Raw genomic sequence first — 25,695 nt, 5'->3', positions numbered from 1 at the left:
CCGGCCCTGAAGTGTTCGCGTCTAGGATCGAAGCCGCTCGATAGCCTGCGCCAGAACGACGTAGAGCTTGCCCATATCCGACGAAAGCAGCGTCACCGCCATCGCATTTCCGTCGCGAGTGGACAGAACGGAGCGCAACATCGCCTCGAAGTCGTGAATGTAGCGGTTGACCGTTTCGCGGAAGTCGGCGTCGTCCTCGTAGACGTCCGAGACGCTGCGCGCCTCCTGCTTGTCGAGCAGACGGACGGCGCGGCGCGTGAAAATGCCGCGGTCGCCGCGGAGATAATTCGCCCACTGCGTATCGCTGACCTCGTTGTCGAACGCCTTCGAAATGTCGATGGCGGTCGAGTTCAGCGCTTCGGTGATGAGCGCCATGCGCCGCGCGAAGTCGCTGTCGACGTGCTCTTCCGCCCGTTCTCTTGCGTGCGCAACCCGCTGTTCGAGGTTGGCGGCGAGTTCGTTCACGCGTGCGAGCTGATCGCGCAGCATGATCGCCGTGTCGCGTCCGGCTTCGCCCGCGCGGGTCGTCGCTTCCTCCAGCTCGGCAAGCGTCTCGCCAGCATCGCGGCGTAGCGCCTCGCCGATCTGGGCCCTGCTGTCCTCTGCGATCCTCTCTGCGAGATCACGCACGGCGTCGGCCTGACCCTTGCGCAGATTCGCAAGCACGTCGGCCGAGGAGCGCGTCAGCATTTCTATCGCTTCACGCAACTCGTCTCCCGTGCGTTCGGCGAGCCGTTCAGCCTCCTGCGCGACCGAGGCGAGGCGGCTCTCGAGCGCAGCGAGTTCGTCCAGCGAGGCCGATCCTTCCGCCTTTGCCCTTTGCAGGTGATCCGAAAGAGACGCTCCGCGCTCTTCCGCCCGTTGTACGACCTGGTGCAACTCGTCGGCCTGGGCGGCGAATGCGCCGAGCCGACGCTCGGCACTGCCGAGCGTTTCGGACAGATCGGTTTCGGAATGCTCCGCGCTGGCGCGGATGAGTTCGAGCAGACGTACGCCGCCATCGGTCAGTCGCTGGATATGCGCATCGTTTTCCTCCAGGGCCGCCCGCGTTTGCGAAAGTCGATCCATCAGCGCATCCGCTGCCTCGGCAAGACCGTTCCGGGTGTCTTCCGCTTGCGAACCGAGCGCTCGTATGTGGCTGTCGAGTCTCGCCAGGCGCTCCCCCAGCGCTTCTCCACGCTCGGCCAGGCCAGCGATATGGGCGAGATGCTCCTCCTGCCGTTCTGCGACGCGGCGGTCGAGGTCCGCGATGCGTTCATCCAGGGCAGCTACGGCATCGTCCTGGTGCTCGTCCGCCAGCCTTCGGCGACGGGCCATATCCTCGTCGAACGAAGCGATGCCGGCGGCGATGCGATCATCGATACGCCCGGCTTCATCGAAAAGATCGACCAGCCGCTTTCGGGCACTTGCCATGGCGTTCTCGTCCACCTCGGCCACACGAGCGATAGCTTCGCGCATCCGGTCTTCCAGACCCTGGATGGCGGCAGTCCAGGCGGCCCCCGCCTCATCCCTCCCTTCGCCCATGACCGCGAGCAGGCGATCCCCTTCCGCGCCAAGAACCGCGAGGCGATCGGTCATTGCGGACATGGCCTCGTCCTCCTGAGCCCGCAGCGCTTCCTGCTGCCCGGCGATGTCCGCCGCGATCCTGGCGGCGCCTTCGCGAATGATAGCGAAAGCATCGTCCTGATGGCGTTCGAGATCGTCGCGGAATCGCCCGCTTTCGTCCCGCAACCGGGTGAAGCGACGTTCCATGATGCCGCCCATTGCATCGACCTGGTCCTCGAACGCCGACAGCGTGTCGCGCACGCCCTCAGAGATTGTCTTGACGTGCTTTTCGCCGGCTTCGCCGAACTGGTTCAGGCGGTCGAAAGCGGCGACCAGATCCTCGACATGGCCTTGTGCGATATTGCCGGCATTGCCGATCTGATTGCTCATGTCGCGGGCCGCGTTCGAGAGAACCGGCAGCTGGTCGCGCAATGTTTCCATGTTGGCGAGCGCCGTGTCGCTTACCCGTCCGATGCTTTCCACCTGACCGCCGTTATCGCGCACCAGAGCCTGCAACCGGTCGGCGCTTCCGGAAATCCGTTCGACCGCGACCCTTCCCAGCGATTCCAGGTCTCGCGACTGCGCGGCGATGAAATCGCGTGCGAGACTCAACTCGCGATTGACGACGATCAGTCGTTCCTCGAGCCGCGCCGATTCATGTGAAAGCCCTCGCGCAACATCGGCAAAGCGTGCTGACTCGCGGCGGCTGTTGCGCATGGCAAGCAGCCAAAGTCCGACGATGAGGATCAGTGGGACCGACCAGGCAACGATCCAGTCCGCCCACTGCGAGGGGGGGGCACCGGCGAGCATGTCTCGAAGATTCGCGAACAGGAAGAACGCCGTCCAGGCCAGTCCGGCCAGAACGGCGAGAGCGGGTATCACCCAGCCACCCTTGCCGGAAGAAACGGGCTCATCGTCGAACTCGACGATATGTTCGTCCGCCTCGCGGAGGTCTTCCCAGGATGCTTCCTCGTACTCGACGGAAAGATGTTCTTCCTCATGTGCGGTCGCATGGTTTTCCCGGTCTCCCGCTTCGCCCTCATGGACGGACAATAGATTTCGTCGCCGTGTCATCCGGGGACAATATCACGCAACCGTGATCGGAAAACCCTGTCTTAACCGATCTTCCACCAATAAACACTCGGGATTGCGTCATCCGCTCGCCCCGGGAAATCCGGCTCCCACGCGATAGGAAGCTGCGACGCGGATTTGGTCTTTTGCGGTGTAATCTCGCTCTCAAGGCCCGGCTTGGAGAGCCTGCCCGCTTCGGAAGCACGCCTTATCCTGTCAATTATGGTCCCCGCCCTTGGCAGGCCGGCGGGGTATTCGTAGTCGTGCGGCGCTTGACGAGGGAAATGCCGAACCGGACCGATGCACGCAGTGCTGATATCCTCGCCGTCATCTGATGCGGACATCGCCCCCGTGGTCGCGGGGAGAACGGTCGCCGAGCGGCAGCTGCTGTTCGCGAACGAGATCGGCTGCGAGCGCGTATTCTTCCACGGGAGCGGTGCCTCGCCGGCTTCGATCGCGGCGCGCCGGCAGGCCGAACGGCTGGGCATGCGGTTCGAGGCGTTTGCCAGCAGCCACGCTTTGATCGCCGCGGTCGGAGACGACGACAGCCTGCTCGTCCTCCAGCCCGGACTGCTGCCCGAGGCACGGACCGCGCTCGAACTGCTACGGGCGCAAGGCAACCGCGTGCTGGTCGTCAGCGCCGGCCCGGGCGCGGCCGCCGGATTTGAGAGGATTGACCTGGACAGAGCTTGGGCCGGTGCGATGAAAGTGCCCGGTCGAATGCTCGACAGGCTCCGAACCTTGCCGGAAGACGCCGCGCCGGTCGCCGCGATACTTCGAATTGCCCTTCAAAACCGTCTTCCGGAAGCGCGGTTGCAGGATGATATTCTCGACAGCGGCCGATGGTCCGTCGTTGCGAACCGGGCAGCAGCGCAAGCCCGAGAGCGTGACTGGTTACGCACGCATATGGGTGAAGGGAAAGCCGGGGCGATTTCGCCTTACCTGGCCAGCACGACGCTCATGAGGTTCGGAGCGAGCCTGCTGGCGTCCGATCGGGCAATACCGGCGATCGCGATAGCGTCGGTAGTCTTGCTCGGTGGCGCGATCCTTGCCGCCACCCGCGAAACACCGGTCGTCGCATTCGCTCTTCTCGCTTTCGCCTCTCCCGTCGTCGAGCTGTTGCTGGAAGCGAAGCGTCTTGCGCGTGCACCCTTCGGGTCTGCCGGTCGCTGGCCGTTGCTTCGCCGCCTTCTCGATCTCGCGCTACTGGCCACCGCGATACTGGCGATCGACGGGCTGTGGTATCGCGAAGCGTTCCCGCCATTCGTCCTTCTCGCCGGGCTCATCCTTTCGGACCGACACCCCGCGACTTGGCTCACACGCTCGATTGGCGATCGCGGCCTGGTGGCGGTGCTGTGCGCTGTTCTCAGCGCAATCCTCCTGCCGGAGATCGCCGTCATCATTGCGGCCACTCTCGTCTTGGTCGCGCGCCTTGTCGATCGATCCGGGCAACGCGGCTAACGCAGGCTTAACCCTGTTGCGCTATCGCGGCGTTATGAACGACTCTGTTTCCGACACTCTTCCCACCCGGTCGGTGGAGGATGTGCTTCGCGCCGAACTGGCGCAAGGCGATGTCATCATCGCCACGGCGCGGCCGATCCTGCGACATCTTCTCGCCAATGACGATCAGGCGATGTTCAGCGATGAAGTGATCGCCAGAATTCGCGGGATGATGCTCGACCTCGCCCGACAACTGCTTTTCGCCCTGGCAAGGCAAGCCGACATGCGCGATCCAGCAGCCTTCGCGGTGGAGCGCGAGGATGACCTGGCCGTCGCGCTGCTCGAAGAGACGGGACTGCTGACGCATTCTCACGCTCTGACGATCGAGGCGCGGCTCGCCGACAAGCTGAACGCGCGCGGCATCGATCCGGTTCTCTCGCCACTCTTGCAGGAGCTGGCCGCCTCGTCCGACCAGGCGGAAGCGGCGGCAGCCATGCGGGTGCTGGCCGCCCAGGCGCGCTTCGTGCAGCATCAGCGGCGCATGGAGTTGCCGTTTGGAGAACTGCCGGGCGAACTTTTCCATGCGGCCATCGAAACGCTCGTGTCGCAGGCCGGCGCTTTCCAACAGGACGCACGGGCTGTCGCAGCCTCGCTTCGTTCCGAATACGACGAAAGCGAGCGCCGCGTGAACCAGATCAACCGCTTGCTGATGAAGCTGCAGCATCGCGCCAAACGAGCCCTCGCGATCGGAAATTCCGGCCTTGCAATCTTCGCGACCGCGCTGGCGATGGGGTCGGAGCAGGAGCGCGATACCGTAATTCTATCGCTCGGCGAAAACCAGTTTGCCCGGCTTGCCCTGTCACTTCGCGCTTCGGGACTCGATCAGGGCGATGTCGAAGAGCAATTCGTCTATCTGCACCCCGAATTGTCCCTGCCCGCCGGGTTCGATACGCTGCGCGCCGACAAGGCGGCGGAGTTGCTGGCGTCTTCCTCGCCCGAGGCGCTTCATTGAATCCATGGTTGCCGACCGAGCCTTTACCGCGCGGGCCCGCACCGATGCGCATGACCGCCTGGTAGAGGCAGATGAGCCCCTGGCCGGCTTTCATCGACGGTCAGGAGGCGAACTGCCGGGGCCGATCGTAACCCCGTCCCTGCTGGAATTGGTCCGCAAGTCCCGGGAATTCGGTCTGCGCCTCGCCCGTCCCGTTCGCGCGCAGGACGATCGCGACCTGGTCAATGCGTGGATCGAGGTGGAACCGGACGGTGAGGGCGTGGCTATCGGCATCGTCAACTGGCAGGCCGAAGCGCTTCCCGCGGATACGCGCGTCCAGCGGGAAAGCAGGGAACTGGCCCTGGCCCGCCACCTTGCCGGACTGACAGCTCGTCTCGGCCCGGCGCAGGAAGTGCTTATCGCCGACGCCCATGCATCCGATCTGGTCGAGTGTGCCAGGCGCATGGCCGATCGGCGGGGGCGGGCCTGGACGGAGTGCCTGCGAGAGGAAGCTTCGCGCCTCTCGGCCCCTGTCCACTGGCGATTACTTTCAGGCGCGACCTTCGACGTCTCCGGATCACCGCGTCGCTGGATTGCCCGCATAGCCCCGCTGGGAAGCGCGGATGGTAGCAAGGGTTTCGAGCTCCTTCTTCTTCCGGAAACGCCGCTCCCGGAAGTGCCGCCCGCCCGCCATGACGAGCCTGACCGCACGGCCGGGATCGGTCGCGATATTGCGCCGGTCCTGCGTCAGCCCGTCAGCCGGATTATCGCCAATGCGGAAACGATCCGGACCCAGCTCGCCGGTCCCCTTGCGGAAGAGTACAGCAATTACGCGGCCGATATCGCCTCCGCGGGGGAGCACCTTCTCGCCTTGATCGACGATCTGACCACCCTTGAAATGGTGGAGGATGAGGATTTCGATCCCGCTCCGGACGAGATCGACCTGGCCGACGTCGCGCGTCGCGCCGCAGGTATACTCGGCGTGCGCGCCAGCGAACGTGGTCTGACGCTCCGCGCGCCGGACGAAACGATTCGGGCTCCGGCCATCGGCGAGTTTCGACGGGTTCTCCAGGTTCTCCTGAATCTTGTCGGGAACGCGATCCGTTATTCTCCCGAGGGCGGCCGGGTTGACCTGCGCGTAAGCATGACGGGCGATATGGCCAGCATTACCGTCGCCGACGAGGGCGAGGGATTGACCGAGGACGAACAGGCGCGCGTCTTCGCCAAGTTCGAGCGCCTGGGCCGCAGCGGAGACGGCGGATCCGGTCTGGGCCTGTACATCTCGCGGCGGCTCGCCGAGGCGATGAACGGTTCGCTTACCGTCGAAAGCGCGAAGGGGCAGGGAGCCCGCTTCACGCTTTCCATCCCGGCTGACCGGGCCGAGGACGGTTGAAACCTATCGCTCGGCGATAGGCACGTAGTCACGCTGCGTTGGCCCGGTATAAAGCTGACGCGGACGCCCGATGACCTGGCCGGGATCCGAGATCATCTCGTTCCACTGCGCAACCCAGCCGACCGTGCGAGCAAGGGCGAACAGAGCGGTGAACATGGTCGTGGGGAACCCGATCGCCGACAGGATGACGCCGGAATAGAAATCCACGTTGGGGAACAGCTTCTTTTCGATGAAATAGTCGTCGTTAAGCGCCATCTCCTCGAGCTGAAGCGCCGTTTCGAAGACCGGATCCTTGACGTTCAAGGCGTCGAACACCTCGCGCACGGTCTTCTGCATGACCGTGGCCCGCGGATCGTAATTCTTGTAGACGCGGTGCCCGAAGCCCATCAGGCGGAACGGATCGTTCTTGTCCTTGGCGCGCTCGATGTAATGCGGAATGCGGTCGGGCGTACCGATTTCGCGCAGCATGTTGAGCGCCGCCTCGTTCGCCCCGCCATGCGCCGGGCCCCACAGGCAGGCGATCCCGGCAGAAATACAGGCGAACGGATTGGCGCCGGAAGACCCGGCCAGCCGCACGGTCGAGGTGGAGGCATTCTGTTCGTGATCGGCGTGGAGGATGAAGATGCGGTCCATCGCCTTTTCGACCGCCGGTTCGATCTCGTATTCCTCCGCCGGCACGCCGAAGGTCATGCGCAGGAAATTCCCGGTGTAGCTCAAGGAATTCTGCGGCTGCATGAAGGGCTGGCCAACGGCATACTTGAACGCGTTGGCAGCGATGGTGGGCATCTTCGCAATCAGCCGGTGGCTGGAAATCTTGCGGTGTTCCGGATCGGAAATATCGGTGCTGTCGTGATAGAACGCACTCAGGGCTCCGACCACCCCGCACATGATCGCCATCGGGTGCGCATCGCGGCGGAAACCCTGATAGAATTGCCGCATCTGATCGTGCAGCATCGTGTGATAGGTGATGGTGTTGGTAAAGTCGGCATATTCGTCCTGGCTCGGCAGTTCGCCGTTCAGCATCAGATAGGCGACTTCCATGAAGCTCGACTGTTCCGCCAGCTGGCCGATGGGATAGCCGCGATGCAGCAGCACGCCTTCCTCACCATCGATGAAGGTCAGTGCGCTTTCGCACGATGCCGTCGACTTGTACCCGGGATCGAAGGTGAACATCCCGGTCTTGCCATAGAGCTTGCGTATATCGACGACGTCCGGTCCGCAGCTGCCCTGCAGAGTGGGGAAGTCGTGCTGGTCGCCGTCGACCGTGAGTTCCGCCTGCTTGTCAGCCAAAATGTGTCTCCTTCAGATTGGTATCGTGTTCGCCGGTTTTCCGGCTCAATTGTATCGGTTCAGGTGCTCGCCTGCGCCTTTATTCGCGCAAGGCTTTCCTCCTTGCCGAGAAGAACCAGCACGTCGAATATGCCGGGCGATGTGGTTTGCCCTGTGAGCGCCGCGCGAAGCGGTTGCGCGAGTTTCCCGAGGCCAAGCCCCAGTTCCTCGGCATAGGCCTTCAAACTGGCCTCCAGCGCTTCCAATGTCCAGTCCGTTTCCGACTGCAACCGTTCCGCCAGTGTCGCCAGCCGCCCGCGGGCTTCATCGTCCAGCAGCGCTTGCGCCTTCTCGGTCAATTCGAGCGGTCGCCGCGTAAACAGGAAGGTCGCCCCGTCCGCCAGTTCGTTGAGATCGCGCGCCCGCGTCTTCAGGACGGGCATGGCTTCGGTCAGCAGCGCGATATCGGTATCCGGGCCGATCCGGTCGGCAACCAGCCTCGCCAGCCGTGCGTCGTCGGCTTCGCGAATATAGGTGCCGTTCATGTTCAGCAGCTTCTTCATGTCGAAGCGACTGGGCCCCTTGTTCACCCCGGCAATGTCGAACAGCGAGATCGCTTCCGCGCGCGAAAATTCTTCCTGATCCCCGTGACCCCAACCAAGCCGGAGCAGGTAGTTGAACAGCGCTTCCGGCAGAATGCCCATCTCACGGTAGTCGCGAACGCCCAAGGCGCCATGCCGCTTCGACAGCTTGGCCCCGTCATTCCCGTGGATCAACGGAACGTGGGCGTAGGTCGGCTCGGTCCAGCCTTCCTCGACATCCTGCATCGCGCGTATCACCTGAACCTGCCGAAAGGCGTTGTTGAGATGGTCGTCGCCGCGAATGATGTGGGTACACCCCATGTCCATGTCGTCGACCACGACGGCCAGCATGTAGGTGGGCGTGCCGTCGGCGCGCAGAAGGATGAAGTCGTCGATCTCGCGGTTATCGACCTTCACCCGGCCCTGAACCGCATCCTCGATCACCGTCTCGCCGCTCTCGGGCGTCTTGATGCGAACCGTGTAGGGCGCGCCTTGCGGCGCATCGCCCGGATCCCGGTCGCGCCAGCGCCCGTCATAGCGCATCGGCTGCTTCGCCGCGCGTTGGTCTTCGCGCATCTGTACCAGCTCCTCCGGGGTCGCGAAGCACTTGTAGGCCTTGCCCGCCTCGAGCAGCTTGCGGGCTACCTCGGCATGACGGTCCGCCCGCTGCGACTGGAAGACGGTATCGTCGTCGAAATCGAGCCCGAGCCAATCGAGCCCGTCGAGAATGACCTCGATCGCTTCCTGCGTGGAGCGCTTCTTGTCCGTATCCTCGATCCTGAGAAGGGCCTTGCCGCCGTGGTGACGGGCGTAAAGCCAGGAAAACAGACCGGTTCGCGCGTTGCCGATATGCAGGAAGCCAGTCGGGCTGGGTGCGAAACGCGTCACCACCGGTGCCTGCGCTGGCGAACCGTCGCCACTCGAACTTGCCATGCCTGCCTGTTTCCTGTCTCGTATCTGCAATGGCAACGCAACAGCCGCCTTTGGTTCCGCTGGGGGAGGACGCAGGCGATGGTGCGATGCAGCACTCGCCTTGGCGAAAGCGTGCCTCTTTGTCCAGCATCGCAGACCGCGCGGAAGGGTTTCTTGGCCGCTCGGGTTTCGATCGCGGACCGTGGATCGCGGTGGCGCTGGCGGCGGGCATCGGAACATGGTTCGCGGCCCCTGATGCGGCCTGGTGGGTCGGCAGCATGGCAGCGGGACTGATGGCCGCGCTGGGCGCACAGGCGGTCTGGAAAGGGCGGGACGACCGCGCGCAGATCGTCCTCGCAATAACGGCCTGCGGCCTCGTGTTCGCGTTCGGGGTGGGCCTTGCGTGGGCACGGTCCGGGATGGTCGGGACCGAAGCACTTGATAGGCCAGTGTTCGAGAACGTTCGCGGCCGCGTGCTAGAGCGGATCGAACAGCCGGCAGAAGACCGGGTCAGACTGGTCCTCGCGACGCGCCTGCCCGAACGCGAAGATGCCTTGAAGGTCCGGATCAACGTACCGCTTGCCGAAGACGATGCGGGCCTTCGGGAAGGCGCCCTCGTGGAAGCGCAGGTACGCCTCATGCCGCCCGCCTCGCCAATGCTTCCCGGGGGATACGACTTCGCGCGCACAGCCTGGTTCGAAGGCTATGCTGCGACCGGAAGTGTGCAGGGCGACATCGCGGTCCTGGACCCTCCAGCGGCAGATGATGCACTGATCGCACCACTACAGCGGCGATTGTCGACCCACGTCCGCAACCGCCTCGACGGGTCTGCCGGAGCGATCGCCGCCGCTTTTGCGAGCGGCGACAGGGGCGCGATAACCGAAGGGGATCAGGAAGCGATGCGTGATGCCGGATTGACGCATCTCCTTTCGATCAGCGGCCTGCATGTGAGCGCAGTCATCGCCGCGACCTATTTTCTCGCGGTGAAGTTGCTGGCCTTGTGGCCCTGGCTGACGCTGCGCATACGGCTGCCCCTGGTCGCTGCCGGCATGGCTGCGCTGACGGGCATCGCCTACACCTTGCTGACCGGGGCCGAAGTGCCCACGGTCCGCAGTTGCATCGGAGCCTTGCTGGTTCTCGTCGCCTTGGCGCTCGGGCGTGAACCCTTGTCGCTACGAATGGTCGCGGTCGCCGCCGCGGTGGTTCTCCTGCTATGGCCCGAAAGCCTTGTCGGGCCTAGCTTTCAGATGAGTTTCAGCGCGGTGATTGCCATCGTCGCCCTGCACAATGCGGCACCGGTGCGCAACTTCCTCGCCCCGCGCGAGGAATCCTGGCTGGTTCGCGCCGGGCGCCGTTCCGCGATGCTGCTGGTGACAGGCCTGATCATCGAGCTGGCGCTGATGCCGATCGTGTTGTTTCACTTCCACAGGGCCGGGGTCTACGGCGCGTTCGCGAACGTCGTTGCCATCCCCCTTGTCACGTTCGTTTCCATGCCCCTGATCGCTACCGCGCTTGCCTTGGACGTTGTCGGCCTGGGGGCCCCGGTCTGGTGGCTCGAGGGCAAATCGCTGGAGCTTTTGCTTGGTATCGCACATTTCACCTCGTCACAGCCCGGAGCGGTGAAGCTGATACCGCAGATGGATCTCGCAACTGTCATGCTCTTCGTGTGCGGAGGCTTATGGCTCGCTCTCTGGCGGGGCAGGATGCGGTTGCTCGGGTTCTTGCCGGCCATGCTCGGCACCGTGCTGGTTCTGCTGACGCCGGTTCCCGACCTGCTGGTTTCCGGCGACGGGCGGCACGTTGCCATTACCGGAGAGGACGACAGGCTGCTCGTCTTGCGAGATACGCGCAGCGACTTTACCCGCGACAACTTGATGGAACTCGCCGGAACGACCGGCGAGGCTGTCACTTTGGCCGAATGGCCCGGCGCAACATGCAGCCCGGACTTCTGCGTCGTTACTCTCCAGCGAGCAGGACGGGACTGGCATGTTCTCATGAGCCGTAGCCGCGACATCGTGGGCGAGCGCGCGCTCGCTGCCGCGTGCGAACGGGCGGACATCGTCGTGTCAGACCGGTGGCTGCCGCGATCGTGTGCTCCCCGCTGGTTGAGAGCGGACGGGCGAATGCTCGCCGAAACGGGCGGACTGGCGATAAACCTGACGCAGCAGGAGATCGCTACCGTTGCGCAGCGGCAGGGCCATCACGGATGGTGGCGCGGCTATCGGTGAGAAAAGCCGCCCCGGGGCCGCTTTGCAACAAGACACAGCCCCGAAGGCCCGCACGACCTAGTGGTAACGCCTGAGAAGCCCGGCAAGCTTGCCCTGGACCTGCACTTCGGCATCGGCGTAGACCTGGGCATCGTAGGCCGAGTTGGCCGGGTCCAGACGAATGTGGCCGCCATCATGATAGAGGTATTTGAGCGTCGCTTCCTCTCCGCGCACCAAAGCGACCACGATATCGCCGTCCCGCGCGGTATCGGCCTTCTTCACCAGCGCATAATCGCCGTCAAAGATGCCGGCTTCGACCATCGAATCTCCGGACACCTCGAGCGCGTAATGCTCTCCTGCGCCAAGCAACGCGGCCGGGACCGGCAATACCTGATGATCTTCGAGCGCCTCGATCGGTACGCCCGCAGCGATGCGCCCGTGCAGGGGGATCTCGACCACGTCGTTTGCCGCGTCGGGTTGCCGGGCAGGAGGCCTTGTCGCCTTCGCCACCGGATCGCCGGCAACCGCCCTGCCGGCGGAATTCTCAGGCATCTTCACGACTTCGAGCGCGCGGGCCCTGTTGGGCAGGCGACGGATGAAACCCCGTTCCTCCAGAGCGGAAATGAGCCGGTGCACGCCCGACTTGCTCTTGAGATCGAGCGCTTCCTTCATTTCCTCGAAACTGGGGGAGATACCCGATGCCTCCAGCCGTCGGTTGATGAAGAGCAGAAGTTCGTGCTGCTTCGCAGTCAACATGGCGTCACTCCGTCAAGTGTTCCGGTTCGGAACGAATACGGAACAATTATGAAACAGATCGTGCCACGTCAAGCAATTCCGCCAGTTTGGAGCCAATAAGTTCCGACCATCTCTCCCGCGCGGGCCTCGGGGGCGTTCGCGTCGCGGCGGATCAGCACATCGGCGCGGGCCAGGGCGCCCAGGGCGCTGCTGTCCTGTTGACCGAGTGGGGCGACGCCTGTCCGGGTCAGCGAGCCGCGGACGAATTCGGTCCTTGTCTCCGCAGCCGGCATATCTTCGGCCAGTGGAAGATCGAACATCTCGGGAAGCGGCGCTGCAGCGCCGGCCAGACGGCGGAGCACGGGTAGCAGGAACATCCACGCGGTTACGAAACTTGAGACGGGATTGCCGGGAAGTCCCAGCACGAGCTGGTTGCCCCGCCGTGCGACAAGGAGGGGTTTGCCCGGTTTCATGGCGATGCGCCAGAAGTCCAGGCGGGCGCCCCAGGCGTCGAGCGAAGGTCGCACGAGATCATGATCGCCAATGGATGCTCCGCCGCTCGTCACGACGACGTCCGCGTCTCCCGCCTGATCGAGCGCGTCCGCCAGCGCTTCCATCGTGTCGGCCACCGGTCCGATCCGTTTCACCGAGGCGGCGAAGGGCGCCGCCATCGCTGCCAGCATCACGCCATTGCTTGCCGGTATCTGGCTCGGCGTCATGGTGATCGGATCGTCGGACAGCTCGTTGCCGCTGTCGATCACCGCCACGCCCGGCAAGCGCCCGACCGTCAGCCTGCCCGACCCGAAGCCGGCTGAAATCACGAGCGCAAGTTGCGCAGGGCCGATGCGCACACCCTTCCCGAGAACAATGTCCCCGGCGTGAAAATCGAGGCCGCGCCGGCGGATATGACGCGCGCTCGCCTCACTGCCCGGAGCTGTCACGAGACGGTTGCCCTCGACGATCGCGTCCTCTTTCAGGACAATTCGCTCCCCGCCGCGCGGCATCGGTGCGCCCGTGCTGATGCGAACCGCCTCACCTTGCAACAGCTCTTCGGGATAGGGTCGACCGGCGGCGCTTTCTCCGACGATCCGCCACGTTTCCATACCCTCTCCGCACAGCGCGTAACCGTCCATCGCCGAAAGGTCGAGGGCGGGCTGGTCGCGCTCGGCCGCCAGGCCAGCACGGGTGTAGCGGCCAAGGCATTCGCGCGAAGGGATCAGTTCGGTGCCCAGCGGTCGGCAGAGCGCCATCAGGCGATCCTGCGCGACATCGAAGGGCACGGGCGGGGCACGCTCCGCGCTCATGCGTGCCAGTCCCCGCTCCTGCCGCCTGTCTTCTCGACCAGGCGCACATGTTCGATGAGCATGCCCTTTTCGAGAGCCTTGGCCATGTCGTAGATTGTCAGAAGCGCGACGGTCGCGGCGGTGAGCGCTTCCATCTCCACCCCGGTTTTTCCCGTCAGCGCGGCTCGCGCCGTCACGTCCAGCCCGTCGGTCCGGAATTCGAAATCGACGCCTACGCTTTCGAGCGCGAGCGGATGGCACAGGGGGATCAGCTCGCCCGTTCGCTTTGCCGCCATGATCCCGGCGATCCGCGCCGTCGCGAGGACGTCGCCCTTGGGTCCACTCCCATCGCGTATGGCGTCCAGCGTCGCGGGGGCCATGAGGATCCGCCCGCTGGCGACCGCGCTTCTCGCGCTTTCCGGCTTCTCGCCGACATCGACCATGCGCGCCGCTCCGGTATCGTCGAGGTGAGTAAGGTCGTTCAAGTCCGCGTCTCGGAATAATCGGCCGCCAGCTTGCAGGCCGGCCCGCGCGCCAGTTCGATGGTCTGTGCCCTTACGACCGTGCCAGGGCGAATATCGGAAGTGCGGAGAGCCCCGACATTGATTTCCGGCGCTGCCGGTTTTAACGGATCGGGCGTCACGTGCATGGTCCTGTGCCTAGCCGCGCCCCGACCCGCTTGCCAAGCGTTTCAGCTCCGCAGAGAGCTTGGCACCCGGCCGCCATTCTCGGCGAGCTTGTCCATGACCTTGCCGTGCAGCCAGATGTTCTCTTCCGCCTTGCCCGAATAGTCGGCGTCGCCCATCTCGTGCGCAAGTTCCTTGCGATTGTCGAAACTGGGATCGAGATCGACCAGCTTCATCAGATCGACGATGGACGTGCGCCAGTTCAGCTTGTCCGCACCCTCCATCGCATCGAGCCGTTGTTCGACATCGACTTCGTCCATCGCCGTCGGGGCGGGGCGATTGAAGGGAGTGCTCTCGCGCGGGGCGGAGCGGGGCGCGGGTGCGGCTTCCTGCGCGCTGGCCTTCTGGCCGAAGATTGCGTCCTTGATCTTGCCGAAAATGCTCATGTTCATCCTTTCTGAAGGTGCCCGAGGAAGAGGGCGTCGAGGAAGAAACGCACGACCGGCGAATATATCCCGCCGGTCAGACGCCGAGCAGCTCGCGCGTCGCCTTCTCGATGTCGTCCTGGCGCATCAGGCTTTCGCCGACGAGGAAACACCTCACCCCGACTTCGGCAAGGCGCTTGCAATCCGCACAGGTCGAGATGCCGCTCTCACCTACCAGCAGCGCACCGTCGGGAACCCGCGGGGCCAGGCGTTCGGTCGTTGCCAGATCGGTCCTGAAGGAGCGCAGATCGCGGTTGTTGATCCCGACGAGGGTGGTTGCGAGATTGGTCACCGCACGTTCGAGTTCCGCCTCGTCATGAACTTCGACCAGAACGTCCATCCCCCGCTCGACCGCCGCGGCCTCGATCTCTCGCATCTGCGCGTTTTCCAGCGCGGCGACGATAACCAGAATCGCGTCGGCGCCGATCGCCCGGGATTCCGCGACCTGCCAGGGATCGACCATGAAGTCCTTGCGCAGGACGGGTAGCGCGCAGCTCGCCCGGGCATCCATCAGATATTGTTCATGACCCTGGAAGAAGGGAGCGTCGGTCAGGACCGACAGGCAGGCAGCGCCGCCCGAGGCATAGTCCATCGCGTGTTGATGGGGGCGAAAATCGGCGCGGATCAGCCCCTTTGACGGACTTGCCTTCTTTATCTCGGCGATCAGGGCGAAGCCCTCTCGCGCCTTGTCTTCCAGCGCTCGGCGGAACCCCCTGGGCACCGCGACGTCGGCGGCCATACGGTCGAGGTCGGACACCGTCGTGACAGCGCGGCGGGCAGCGACCTCGGCGCGCTTGGTAGCGCAGATTTCCTGAAGCTTGTTCACGCCCATCCCTTGCAAGATTGAAAGGTCACGAACATGACGCGATCCAGCAGTCGAGCAGAGCCTTGGCCAGGCCCTTGTCGAGCGCTTCGCCCGCTTCCTCCACACCCGCTTCCCAGCTTTCCACTGCTCCGGCGACCAGCAATGCCCCGGCTGCATTGAAGAGGACGGCATCGCGGTAGGCGCCCGTGTCCCCCAGCAAAAGCCGTCTCAACGCATCGGCATTGTCCGCCGCCTCACCGCCCCGGATCGCGCTGACCGGCCGGTGGGGAAGGCCGGCCTGTTCCGCGCTCACACGCTGCATGCGCACCTGCGTTCCCCGCACTTCAGCCAGCTCGTTGCCTTCGTCAAGACTGAGTTCGTCCAGCCCTTCGTCGCCCGAGACGATGAAGGTCCGCTCCGTTCCCAGCCGCGCCAGCGCATTGGCGTAAATCGGCACGTAGGCGGGCCGGGCTATTCCGATCAGCTGACGCCGTACGCGGGCCGGATTGGAGAGCGGACCCATGAGATTGAAGATCGTTCGCTTGCCCAGCTTCTGCCGGATTGGCTGGATGCGCGCCATCGCCGGATGATGGTTCCTGGCGAACAGGAAGCAGATGCCGATCTCGGCCAGCGTCCGTTCCGCCGTGCGACCCGCGGCGTCCATGTCGAGGCCCAGAACCTCGAGCGTGTCCGCCGCGCCGGCCTTGGACGACGCCGCGCGATTGCCATGCTTGGCCACCGGCACGCCGCAGGCGGCGACGACCAGGCTGACGGCGGTGGAAACGTTCAGCGTATGGTGTCCGTCTCCCCCCGTTCCGCAGACGTCGATCGCAGTGTCGGGGGCGTCGATGGGGATCAGCCGTTCGCGCAGGGCGCGGGCGGCACCGGCGATCTCCTCCGCCCGCTCTCCCCGATCCGAAAGGTCCGAAAGGAAGCGGGCAATCTCGGTTTCCGATGGTTCGCCATCGAGGATGGCACCAAACACACGATGAGCCTCGGTTTCGGTAAAGGCATCCTCTACTCCCGGCAGGTCGGTCACGCTGCTTTCTCCGGCGTATGGACGGCAAGTCCGCAGACGCGCGCAAAATTGCCGAGCAAAGCGTGGCCGTGCTGCGTCGCGATGCTTTCCGGGTGGAACTGCACTCCGTGAATGGGCAGATCGACGTGGCGGAAACCCATGACGCTCGTACCATCGAGCCCCGGTGTCTCGCTCCTCGCATTGACGAGAAGGCATTCCGGCACATCTTCCACCACCAGCGAGTGATAGCGCGTGGCCATGAAGGGAGAGGGCAGGTCGGCGAACACGCCCGTGCCGTCATGCTCCACCGCGCTCGTCTTGCCGTGCATCAGCCCGCCGCGCACCACGCGGCCGCCAAAGTACTGGCCGATAGCTTGATGCCCCAGGCATACGCCGAGCAGCGGGCGGCGTGACCGGGCGCAGGCGGCGACGAGGTCGAGACTGATGCCCGCCTCGTCCGGCGTACACGGACCGGGCGAGATCAGGATACCCGCAGCACCCGTCTCCAGCGCTTCGCCAGGCGTAATGGCATCGTTGCGCGCCACCTCGACGCCGACACCCAGTTCCATCAGGTAGTGGACAAGGTTGAAGGTGAAGCTGTCATAATTGTCGATGACGAGGATCGTGCCGCTGCCGCTCATGGCCCGGCCATCTATGATGTTGCGGATGGTTAGCCAAGCGCAATCCCCGTGCGTGCGCCGCACATGGAGCCCGACATGCGGCTCCATTGTAAAGGGCGCCGGTTTTCTCGCTTCACATGCCGTGTGACCAAAGCCGCCTTGACCGGGTTAATGGCCCGGCCGTTCGGGGTTATCGGGTCGTGTCCGCGAACTTGTCCGTGGCGCGAACGTGGCCATCGATGATGCCGGCTTCGAACCCGCTATGCCCTGCATCGGGCACGATCCACAATTCGCCCTCCGGCCAGACCTTCGATAGCTCGTATGCCGAAGTGGGCGGTGTGCAGATGTCGTGACGTCCCTGTACGATTATGCCGGGGATGCCGCGCAACCGGCCCGCGTTGTTGAGGAGCTGGCCGTCCTCCAGATAGAAGTCGTCGAGGAAGAACTGCGCCGCTATCCGCGCCATCGGCACGGCCTTGGCGGCGTCGGCGAAATCACCGAGTAGCGCCTCGTTCGGCAGAAGAGTGGCGACATTGCCCTCCCATATGGACCAGGCGCGCGCGGCTTCGAGCTTGGCGTCTTCGTCTTCGCCGGTCAGGCGGCGATGATAGGCGGAAACGATATCTTCGCGTTCCGCCTCGGGAATGATCGAGAGGAAATCCTCCCAGGCTTCCGCCATGATTTCGCTGGCACCATACCGATACAGCCAGTCCTTCTCCTTCTGCCGTGCGAGGAATACGCCGCGCAGCACGAGTTCGCTGACACGTTCGGGATGTTGCTCTGCATAGGCGAGGGCCAGGGTCACGCCCCAGCTGCCACCCAGGACCTGCCATTTCTCGACACCCATCATCGTGCGCAACCGCTCCATGTCGGCGACGATCGTCCAGGTGTCGTTGGCGCGGAGTTCGGCGAACGGCGTGGATTTGCCGCACCCGCGCTGGTCGAACAGCAGTACGTCGTATGCGTCGGGGTTCCATTGCCGGCGGTGCGTGGGGGAAATTCCGCCACCCGGGCCGCCATGAAGGAATACCGCCGGTTTTCCGCCCCTCGTCCCGACTCGCTCCCAGTAGAGCGAATGACCATCGCCCACATCGAGCATCCCGGTCTCGAACGGTTCGATTTCCGGATAAAGATCGCGATAGTCTGTCATCGGGCGTCCTTCCTGTTCGTCACAACCAGCATCGGTCCGATCTGTGGACCGGAATCCATTCGTCCTTTTGCCGGATCCCACATCTGCGACACGCTCCCGTCGAGGAACAGCGCGTTGTCCACACGCAGCACGTCGCGATAAAGACGCGCCATCTTGCCGAAGCTGACCGGTGCCTCGCTAAGCAGGAAGTGGGCTCGTCCGCCGGCATCGACGCCGACAGCGTTCCTGATCTTGCGACTCTCGCCGTCGGGATCGAAGGCGGGATGCAGTTCTCCGTCGATTACCAGCATGGGGCCAGACTGCGTGGCAAAATCGGGGCGCTTATCGACTTCCGCGGCGAACCGCCGCGTGGAGTATACCCGCCAAGGCCCGGCGGTGCGACCGAAGAAGATCCCGTTGGGCAAGAGATGAAAATTTCCCGGCCCGTCTGCCTGGTTGAGCGGGTGCAGGCGCTCGCCATTCTCGACGTAGTAGCCAATGGGCTGACCGTCCTCATCGTACATGCCGGCGTTCATTGCCATCGCCACCTTCGTTTCCGGTCCCATCGCGCGTGAAAGCTTGCGCAACGATCGATACGGCGGGCCGCCGGGCCGAGAGAGTGCGGTGCGGACCGTCTGCTTCCCCGGTTCGGCGATGCAGTGCGTGAAGGGCGTATCCTCGAACATGAGGGGTTGGCAGATCGAAACAGCGGCGACTTCCGCATCCTGCCTTTCGAAGCGCGCTTCGCATGCGGCGAGCAGAAAAACCGCGAGGATAAGGGGCACCCACCTCACTGGCCGAAACCCGCCTCGCCTGCGACGCGCAGCGCTTCGCGTGCTGCGGCGATCAGCGCGCTCGCCTTGTGTCGGCATTCGGCGGCTTCGCTCGCCGGGTCGGAATCGGCGACGATCCCGGCCCCGGCCTGAACGTGCATCAAGCCGTCCTTCACCACCGCGGTGCGCAGTACGATGCAGCTGTCGACCGATCCGTCGGGTGCAAAGTAGCCGACGCCCCCGGCGTAAGCACCGCGCGTTTCTGGTTCCAGCTCGGCGATGATCTGGCAGGCGCGGATCTTCGGCGCGCCGGACACCGTGCCGGCGGGAAAACCCGCGAACAACGCATTGAGGGCGTCGCGGTCCGGCGCGAGTTCGCCGACCACGTTGCTGACGATGTGCATGACGTGGCTGTAGCGTTCGATCGTGAAGCTGTCGGTCACGCGGACGCTATCCGCCTTCGCCATCCGTCCGACATCGTTGCGACCCAGATCGAGCAGCATCAGATGCTCGGCGCATTCCTTGGGATCAGCCAGAAGGTTCGCCTCGTTCAGGCGATCTTCGGCATCGTTGCGACCGCGGGGGCGGGTGCCGGCAATGGGGCGGATAGTCACCTCACCATCGCGCACGCGCACGAGAATCTCGGGGCTCGAACCCACGACGGCGAACCCTGGCAGATCGAGAAAGTAGAGGAAGGGAGAAGGGTTTACCCTTCGTAACGCGCGATAAAGTGCCATCGGCGGCAGTGGGAACGGACAGGTAAATCTCTGGGCCAGCACGACCTGGAAGATGTCTCCGGCCACGATGTAGTCCTTGGCTGCAAGGACCATGCGTTCGTATTCCGCTTCGTCCATGACCGGTTCGAGCAGGGGATCTTGCGGAGCGGACATACGCGGGGGTTCGGGCAGGCGCCCGCCAAGAGTCCGCAGCGCTTCGTCGATCCGTTCGCCCGCGCCCGCGACAGCTGCGTCCGGATCGCCCGCGCTATCGGTGTATAACGGGGCGACGAGCCACAAGGCATCGGTCAGGTTGTCGAACACCAGCACCAGCGCGGGGCGGGCGAACAGCATGTCGGGCACGGCCAGGTCGCTTTCGGGGGCGCGGGGTAGCTTCTCGACGAGGCCGATGGTCTCGTAGCCGAAATATCCGACCAGGCAGGCGAGGGCGGGGGGCAGTTCGTCCGGGATGTCGATCCGGCATGCCCGCACCAGCTCGCGCAGTTGCGCCATGGTGTCGCCGGGCAATACCGAAAAGGCCGTTCGTTCCCGCCGCCAGTCGCGATTGATCTCCGCACGCGTTCCGGTTCCCCGGAAGATCAGGTCGGGATCGAGGCCGAGCAGGCTGTAGCGCCCGCGTACCTCGCCCCCTTCCACCGATTCGAGCAGAAAATCGCCGCGTCCGGGCTCGATCAGCTTGAGCCCGGCGCCCACGGGGGTTTCGGTATCCGCTACCACCTGTCGCCAGACCAGCGCATTGCGATCTGCAGCGAGCGCGTCGCGCGCCGCCTCGGCATTGGAGAGCGAAGCGGGCAGGGCCGCGATCCTACTGGCCGCGATTGGTCAGCTGCGCGCGCACGGCATCGATGGCGGCCTGGTTGGTCTCGACATCGAGACCGTTGCGCGCGGCGGCGACGAATTGCTGGATATACTCGTTGCCCGCAGCGCCGGAGAGCTGCTGCGCGAAGCCGGCCAGCTGCTGCTGATCGGCGGGTTCACCCGGCCGGATCTCGTCCAGTTCGACCACGAACCATGCAGGCGTCCGGTCGAGTTTGACCCGCTTTGCGCTGCCTTCGGCCATGTTGAAGAACAGGATGTCGGCGCGCGTGAGAACCTGCTGCTGCGCCAATTGCTCGCGATCGAGGCTAAGGTTCTGGGGCGGGGGGATGCGCACGTCTTCCGCCGCGACGGCTTGCGCCATCGTCTGCCCGTTCTTCATCCGTTGAAGAATGCGGGCAGCGGCCTCTCCCGCCGCGGCCATTCCCCGGTCGCGCCGCCATTGTGCAACGGCGAGGTCGCGGATTTCAGCGAGCGGTGCGACCGCGCTTGGCGTGATGTCGCCCACATCGAACACGAGGAACCGCTGACCCGGCACGATCTCGGCGAGCTGCGGATCGCCTTCATTCATCTCGAAGGCCGACGGGATTACCCGCGCCAGTTCGTCTGGAGCGCTTTCGGTCGTGCCGTAGACCTGACCCTGCGCGGTGAGCGGGCGCGTGTTCTCGATATCGACGCCCAGTTCGCGAGCGACTTCGGACAGGCTGCGTCCGTCGGCGAGTTCGTCCTCCAATCGTTCGGTAAGATCGTTCAGCGCCGCGCGGCGCTGCTCGGCCGTCAGGGACTCGCGTATCTCTCCGCTCACTTGAGCAAGCGAGCGTCCGGCGATTTGCTGCACGTCGTCAACCCGGAGCACGTACCAGCCCAGGCTGCCGCGCACCGGACCGACGAGCGCGCCCTCGTCCGCCTCGAACGCGGCCTGCGCAACGGCCTGCGAAGCCTGCGAGGCGTAGGCCTGTCGCTCCTGATCCTCGATCGAGGCCGTGGCGAGACCCTTGGCCTGCGCCGACGATTCCAGCGAAACACCGCCCCTGACCTCGTCGATGACGGCCTGCGCGGCTGCCTGGGTGGGAACGACGAGTTGGGTGAAGCTGCGTTGTTCGCGCGCGGCATACAGCTCGGCGTCTCGGCGGTAGCGATTGGCGATCTGCTGCTCGGTTATCGCCGGCAGATCGCCGACCGCGTCGGGACCGAAGCTGGCGTAGCGAATGGTACGTCGTTCCGGTCGACGGTAGCGGGCGCGGTTGTTGTCGTAATAAGCGGTCAGCTGGTCGTCGCTCGGCTCTCCATCCGGAGCGAACAGCAGAGCCGGAAGGGCCACGGCGCGGCCCACCCGCGTTTCATTGATGAAGCCGGCGTACCGACGCGCGATGCTGTCTGGCATGGTGGCGCCGTAGGACATCGGAATGAGGAGCTGGCGAGCGTAGAGACCCATGCGCAGATCCTCGCGCACCGTGCTTTCGCTCAAGCCCTGCTGACGCAACGCACCGCGAAACGCATCTTCGCTGAAACTGCCCCCGGGGCCCTGGAACGCGGGCAGGCCCATGATCTCGCTGTCCACCAGACGATCTCCCGCGCGCAGGCCGAGCCGGTTGGCGAACTCGGCGATGGCCGCGCGATTGATGATCTGATCGAGCACGTCCTGCAGGCCACCCGCCTCGACGAACTGTTCCGTCGTCAGCTGCGGATTTTGCCCGCGCGCCTGCCGGACTGCGCTGTTCACGTTTTCGGTCAGGTCGGAGGTCGAGATGCGGCGATCGCCGACCACTGCTACCCGGTCTCCCCCGGCTACGCCCCCGAACATGCCGGTATTGGCCACGTCCATGCTGGCAAAAGCGAGCGCGATGATGGCGAGAAACACCAGCGTCAGCGCAATGCCGACCTTCGACTGGAAGAACTTGCGGAAGAAAGTGATCATGGCGAAACGCGGGTTTCCTGCGGCAGGGCGGTCGTTCGTGACGGAGGCGCGACACGCGCTCCGGTTGACTGGGGTGGCGCTTTATCCCGCATGCGACCGGGCCGCAACAGGCTCTCATCGCCGTGGTGCACAAACGAAAAGCCGCTTTGACATTACCGGCGCTGCCGATTAGCGGGCTGATCACTTTTGCTTCGCCGGCTCGCCGCCGAGCGCGTTGTCGCGCGCCGGGCCCGCTGGTCCTCGAATTCGGGAATTGATGAACCGCAATGTCTACGCGACCCTACATCGTCGGTAACTGGAAGATGCACGGAACGCGCGCGATGCTCTCGGAAGCGCGCGCGATCGATCGTGCCGCCGAACGCCTGCTCAAGGTAGAAGTCGCCCTTGCTCCGCCGTTCACCCTGATTCACGCGACCCGCAAGGAAGCCGAACTGATCGGCGTGGGCGCGCAGGACGTCCACCCCGCCGACGGGGGCGCGCATACCGGCGATATCTCCGCTGCGATGGCGAAGGACGCAGGCGCGGGTTTCACGATCGTCGGTCACTCGGAGCGTCGTACCAACCACGGTGAAACCGACGCGCTCGTCAAGCGCAAGGCGCAAGCGGTGCTCGACGCCGGAATGACCGCCATCGTCTGTGTCGGTGAAACCCAGTCCGAGCGCGACGCAGGACAGGCGGAGGACGTGGTCCGGGCCCAGCTGCACGGATCGCTTCCGACCGGGGAAGGGGTGGCCGAGAAACTGACCATCGCCTACGAACCGGTCTGGGCGATAGGATCGGGCAAGACCCCGACCCCGGACGATGTGGGGGCGATGCATGGTTTCATCCGCGAACAGCTTGTGGCGATCCACGGCGAGACGGGAAGCAGCGTCCGCATCCTCTACGGCGGTTCGGTAAATCCCGAAAACGCGGCGGAACTGTTGAGCAGCGAGGAAGTCGGCGGCGCGCTGGTCGGCGGAGCGAGCCTGACAGCAGAAAGTTTCCTGGGCATCATCGTTGCCGCCGCGGACGCGGAAAAGGACTGAGACTATCCTCGTGCGGCGCCCTTGTGATGATGCGCTCACGCGACTACATCGCGCCTCGTAATTCCCAATCGGTAAAGATCGTTACGCCAGACCCATGACGCTTTTTCTGTTCCTCACCGTGATCCAGGCGATCATCGCCGCCACGCTCGTCATTCTCGTGCTGATGCAGCGATCCGAAGGCGGGGGTCTTGGCATCGGTGGCGGTGGTGGCCCCGGCGGGTTGATGTCCGCGCGAGGCGCGGCCGATTTCCTCACCCGCGCGACGAAGTGGTCGGCGGTCCTGTTCGTCGGCTTGTCGATCGTGCTCGCCGCGCTCGCGGTCGACGTGACGGGCACGCGCGAATTCGATGACACGCTCGACCGGTCCACCACGGCACCCGCCGGGCAGTCCGATCCGCTGTTCCCGGCGGACCAGGGTCTCGATGGCGAGCCGCCGGTCGATCCGGCGGCGGAGGCAGCGCAGGAAAACGCCGAGGATCCGCTGTCTGGCGTCGCCGACTAGGCGATCCCCCGCGTCGCGACGCGAGATTTTCCACAGGTCGGCGAGGCGGGGCGGGGTGAAAACCTGCCGACAGCGCTTGCGCCGAATCAACGATGCACCTTAAGGCCCGACTCCCATGGCGCGGTATATTTTCATCACCGGCGGCGTGGTTTCCTCGCTCGGCAAGGGTCTCATGGCGGCATCGCTCGCCGCTCTGTTGCAGGCGCGGGGCTACAAGGTCCGCATCCGCAAGTTCGATCCCTATCTGAACGTCGACCCCGGCACCATGAGTCCGTATCAGCATGGCGAGGTCTATGTGACGGACGACGGGGCGGAAACTGACCTCGATCTGGGCCATTACGAGCGCTTCACCGGCGTTTCGGCCCATCAGAACGACAACATCACCTCGGGCCGGGTCTATCAGGACATCATCGCAAAAGAACGGCGCGGCGATTATCTGGGTGCGACCGTCCAGGTCATTCCGCACGTTACCGACGCCATCAAGAATTTCGCGCTCGCCGACCAGGGCGACCACGATTTCATCCTGTGCGAGATCGGCGGCACGGTCGGCGATATCGAGAGCCTGCCCTTCATCGAGGCGATCCGGCAACTCAGGAACGAACTCGAACCGGACCGCACCTGTCTCGTCCACGTCACGCTGGTCCCCTACATTTCCGCTGCGGGAGAACTGAAGACCAAGCCGACGCAGCATTCGGTGCGCGAACTGACGAGCCTTGGCGTGCAGCCCAACGTCCTTTTGTGCCGCTGCGAACACCCGCTGCCCGAAAGCGAGCGGCGCAAGATCGCGCTGTTCTGCAATGTCCGGCGCGAGGCGGTCATTCCCGCTCTCGACGCGAGCAGCATCTACGCCGTGCCGCAGCAATACCACCGCGAGGGACTGGATAGCGAGGTGCTGCGCCATTTCGGAATGCTGGGCACGTCCAATCTTCCGGACATGAGCCGGTGGGACGACGTGCTCGATCGCTACGAGCATCCCGAGGGCGAAGTGACCATCGGTGTGGTCGGGAAGTATGTCGGCCTGCCCGATGCCTACAAATCGCTCAACGAAGCGCTCGTTCATGGCGGCATGGCCAACCGCGCCAAGGTGCACATTCGCTGGATCGATGCCGAAGTGTTCGAAGGTGAGGATGCCGACATCGCCGCGCAGCTCGAACCGCTTCACGCCATTCTCGTGCCGGGCGGCTTCGGCGACCGGGGCAGCGAGGGAAAGATTGCGTCCGTTCGATTCGCTCGCGAACGCAAGGTTCCGTTCCTCGGGATATGTCTCGGAATGCAGATGGCCTGCATCGAGGGCGCGCGCTCGCAAGGGGTGGCGACCGCGTCGTCGACGGAATTCGGCGACACGGACGAACCCGTGGTCGGCATCATCACCGAATGGATGAGCGAGGAGGGGCTGCAGAAGCGTTCCGCCGACGGCGATCTGGGCGGGACGATGCGGCTTGGTGCCTACGAGGCGAATCTGGCCGAAGGCAGCAGGGTGTGGAACCTCTACGGCGAGCAGGATACCATCTCCGAACGCCACCGGCACCGCTACGAGGTGAACGCCGCCTATATCGAGGCCCTGGAAGCTGGCGGTCTGCTCTTTTCGGGAATGAGCCCCGATGGACTATTGCCGGAGATCGTCGAGCGGCCGGACCATCCGTGGTTCGTCGGCGTGCAGTTCCACCCCGAACTGAAGAGCCGCCCGTTCGAACCCCATCCGCTTTTCGCCGGTTTCGTAGCCGCGGCCCTGCGGCAATCCCGCCTCGTCTGAGTACGGGATATTCGTAACAAAAGGCGAGTTTCGGCCAGCCCGGCCCGAATTTTCTTGCAGG

General features: G+C 64.6%; 22 protein-coding genes. 7 read left to right on the top strand and 15 right to left on the bottom strand.

The window, feature by feature from the left end; all coding sequences use genetic code 11:
• Nucleotides 1-21: 21 nt before the first annotated feature.
• Complete coding sequence (locus tag EG799_RS01005; RefSeq protein ID WP_123877762.1) at nucleotides 22-2,619, bottom strand: coiled-coil domain-containing protein; 2,598 nt, start codon at nucleotides 2,617-2,619, stop codon at nucleotides 22-24.
• A gap of 297 nt (nucleotides 2,620-2,916) precedes the next feature.
• Here EG799_RS01005 and EG799_RS01000 point away from each other — a divergent pair, with 297 nt between their 5' ends.
• From EG799_RS01000 to EG799_RS00990, 3 genes are read left to right on the top strand one after another with little or no spacing between them, the layout of a single operon-like run.
• Complete coding sequence (locus tag EG799_RS01000) at nucleotides 2,917-4,077, top strand: hypothetical protein (RefSeq protein WP_123877760.1); 1,161 nt, start codon at nucleotides 2,917-2,919, stop codon at nucleotides 4,075-4,077.
• Nucleotides 4,078-4,111: 34 nt separating this feature from the next.
• Nucleotides 4,112-5,068, top strand: coding sequence for a hypothetical protein (locus EG799_RS00995; protein WP_123877758.1), 957 nt, complete (start codon nucleotides 4,112-4,114; stop codon nucleotides 5,066-5,068).
• Between the two features lie 4 nt (nucleotides 5,069-5,072).
• Entirely contained in the window at nucleotides 5,073-6,440 is a 1,368-nt protein-coding gene (locus tag EG799_RS00990) for a sensor histidine kinase (protein ID WP_123877756.1), read from the top strand.
• A 3-nt stretch (nucleotides 6,441-6,443) separates the two neighbouring features.
• Here the strand turns inward: EG799_RS00990 and EG799_RS00985 are convergent, their stop codons facing one another.
• Both EG799_RS00985 and gltX read right to left on the bottom strand, forming a co-directional pair.
• A complete protein-coding gene (locus EG799_RS00985) occupies nucleotides 6,444-7,730 on the bottom strand; it encodes a citrate synthase (protein ID WP_123877754.1) in 1,287 nt (428 codons plus the stop codon).
• A gap of 59 nt (nucleotides 7,731-7,789) precedes the next feature.
• A complete protein-coding gene (gene gltX, locus EG799_RS00980) occupies nucleotides 7,790-9,223 on the bottom strand; it encodes a glutamate--tRNA ligase (RefSeq protein ID WP_123877752.1) in 1,434 nt (477 codons plus the stop codon).
• Between the two features lie 29 nt (nucleotides 9,224-9,252).
• Between gltX and EG799_RS00975 the strand changes: the two genes are divergently transcribed.
• On the top strand, nucleotides 9,253-11,430 hold the full coding sequence (locus EG799_RS00975; protein ID WP_123877750.1) for a ComEC/Rec2 family competence protein: 2,178 nt from the start codon (nucleotides 9,253-9,255) through the stop codon (nucleotides 11,428-11,430).
• A gap of 57 nt (nucleotides 11,431-11,487) precedes the next feature.
• On the opposite strand, the gene lexA is transcribed toward EG799_RS00975, so the two are convergent.
• The 12 genes from lexA to EG799_RS00920 all read right to left on the bottom strand — a co-directional run bounded on the left by lexA (nucleotide 11,488) and on the right by EG799_RS00920 (nucleotide 22,354).
• A complete protein-coding gene (gene lexA / locus EG799_RS00970) occupies nucleotides 11,488-12,165 on the bottom strand; it encodes a transcriptional repressor LexA (protein WP_123877748.1) in 678 nt (225 codons plus the stop codon).
• A 68-nt stretch (nucleotides 12,166-12,233) separates the two neighbouring features.
• A complete protein-coding gene (locus tag EG799_RS00965; RefSeq protein WP_123877746.1) occupies nucleotides 12,234-13,448 on the bottom strand; it encodes a molybdopterin molybdotransferase MoeA in 1,215 nt (404 codons plus the stop codon).
• Nucleotides 13,445-13,912: a cyclic pyranopterin monophosphate synthase MoaC gene (gene moaC / locus EG799_RS00960; RefSeq protein ID WP_123877744.1), complete on the bottom strand. Its 468-nt coding sequence runs from the start codon at nucleotides 13,910-13,912 to the stop codon at nucleotides 13,445-13,447. Before moaC ends, EG799_RS00965 begins: the two co-directional genes overlap by 4 nt.
• Nucleotides 13,909-14,076: a hypothetical protein gene (locus EG799_RS13900; protein WP_158610970.1), complete on the bottom strand. Its 168-nt coding sequence runs from the start codon at nucleotides 14,074-14,076 to the stop codon at nucleotides 13,909-13,911. The genes moaC and EG799_RS13900 overlap by 4 nt, the downstream gene beginning before the upstream one ends.
• Before the next feature lie 42 nt (nucleotides 14,077-14,118).
• Nucleotides 14,119-14,499: a DUF3597 domain-containing protein gene (locus EG799_RS00955; protein WP_123877742.1), complete on the bottom strand. Its 381-nt coding sequence runs from the start codon at nucleotides 14,497-14,499 to the stop codon at nucleotides 14,119-14,121.
• A gap of 76 nt (nucleotides 14,500-14,575) precedes the next feature.
• The gene (gene trpC, locus EG799_RS00950; protein WP_234028955.1) at nucleotides 14,576-15,364 is read right to left on the bottom strand and encodes an indole-3-glycerol phosphate synthase TrpC; all 789 of its coding nucleotides are present in this window, start codon (nucleotides 15,362-15,364) and stop codon (nucleotides 14,576-14,578) included.
• A 25-nt stretch (nucleotides 15,365-15,389) separates the two neighbouring features.
• Nucleotides 15,390-16,382, bottom strand: a complete 993-nt coding sequence (gene trpD, locus EG799_RS00945) for an anthranilate phosphoribosyltransferase (RefSeq protein ID WP_234028954.1) — start codon at nucleotides 16,380-16,382, stop codon at nucleotides 15,390-15,392.
• Nucleotides 16,379-17,002: an anthranilate synthase component II gene (locus tag EG799_RS00940; RefSeq protein ID WP_123877738.1), complete on the bottom strand. Its 624-nt coding sequence runs from the start codon at nucleotides 17,000-17,002 to the stop codon at nucleotides 16,379-16,381. Before EG799_RS00940 ends, trpD begins: the two co-directional genes overlap by 4 nt.
• Nucleotides 17,003-17,171: 169 nt before the next feature.
• A complete protein-coding gene (pip, locus tag EG799_RS00935; protein WP_123877736.1) occupies nucleotides 17,172-18,131 on the bottom strand; it encodes a prolyl aminopeptidase in 960 nt (319 codons plus the stop codon).
• Nucleotides 18,128-18,904, bottom strand: a complete 777-nt coding sequence (locus EG799_RS00930) for a phosphodiester glycosidase family protein (RefSeq protein ID WP_234028953.1) — start codon at nucleotides 18,902-18,904, stop codon at nucleotides 18,128-18,130. Before EG799_RS00930 ends, pip begins: the two co-directional genes overlap by 4 nt.
• Complete coding sequence (trpE, locus tag EG799_RS00925; RefSeq protein WP_123877732.1) at nucleotides 18,901-20,415, bottom strand: anthranilate synthase component I; 1,515 nt, start codon at nucleotides 20,413-20,415, stop codon at nucleotides 18,901-18,903. The genes EG799_RS00930 and trpE overlap by 4 nt, the downstream gene beginning before the upstream one ends.
• A 10-nt stretch (nucleotides 20,416-20,425) precedes the next feature.
• Nucleotides 20,426-22,354 carry a peptidylprolyl isomerase gene (locus EG799_RS00920; RefSeq protein WP_123877730.1) on the bottom strand — a complete coding sequence of 643 codons (1,929 nt, stop codon included), beginning with the start codon at nucleotides 22,352-22,354 and terminating at the stop codon, nucleotides 20,426-20,428.
• Between the two features lie 266 nt (nucleotides 22,355-22,620).
• On the opposite strand from EG799_RS00920, the gene tpiA reads away from it, so the two are divergent.
• From tpiA to EG799_RS00905, 3 genes are all read left to right on the top strand, one after another.
• Complete coding sequence (gene tpiA, locus EG799_RS00915) at nucleotides 22,621-23,379, top strand: triose-phosphate isomerase (RefSeq protein WP_123877728.1); 759 nt, start codon at nucleotides 22,621-22,623, stop codon at nucleotides 23,377-23,379.
• 94 nt (nucleotides 23,380-23,473) lie between these two features.
• Entirely contained in the window at nucleotides 23,474-23,881 is a 408-nt protein-coding gene (secG, locus tag EG799_RS00910; RefSeq protein WP_123877726.1) for a preprotein translocase subunit SecG, read from the top strand.
• A 115-nt stretch (nucleotides 23,882-23,996) separates the two neighbouring features.
• Entirely contained in the window at nucleotides 23,997-25,634 is a 1,638-nt protein-coding gene (locus tag EG799_RS00905; RefSeq protein ID WP_123877724.1) for a CTP synthase, read from the top strand.
• Nucleotides 25,635-25,695: the final 61 nt, after the last annotated feature.

Source organism: Aurantiacibacter spongiae, assembly GCF_003815535.1.
GTDB lineage: Bacteria > Pseudomonadota > Alphaproteobacteria > Sphingomonadales > Sphingomonadaceae > Alteraurantiacibacter > Alteraurantiacibacter spongiae.
The sequence above is the reverse complement of the archived record's forward strand: the minus strand, read 5'-3'. Positions and strand labels throughout refer to the sequence as shown.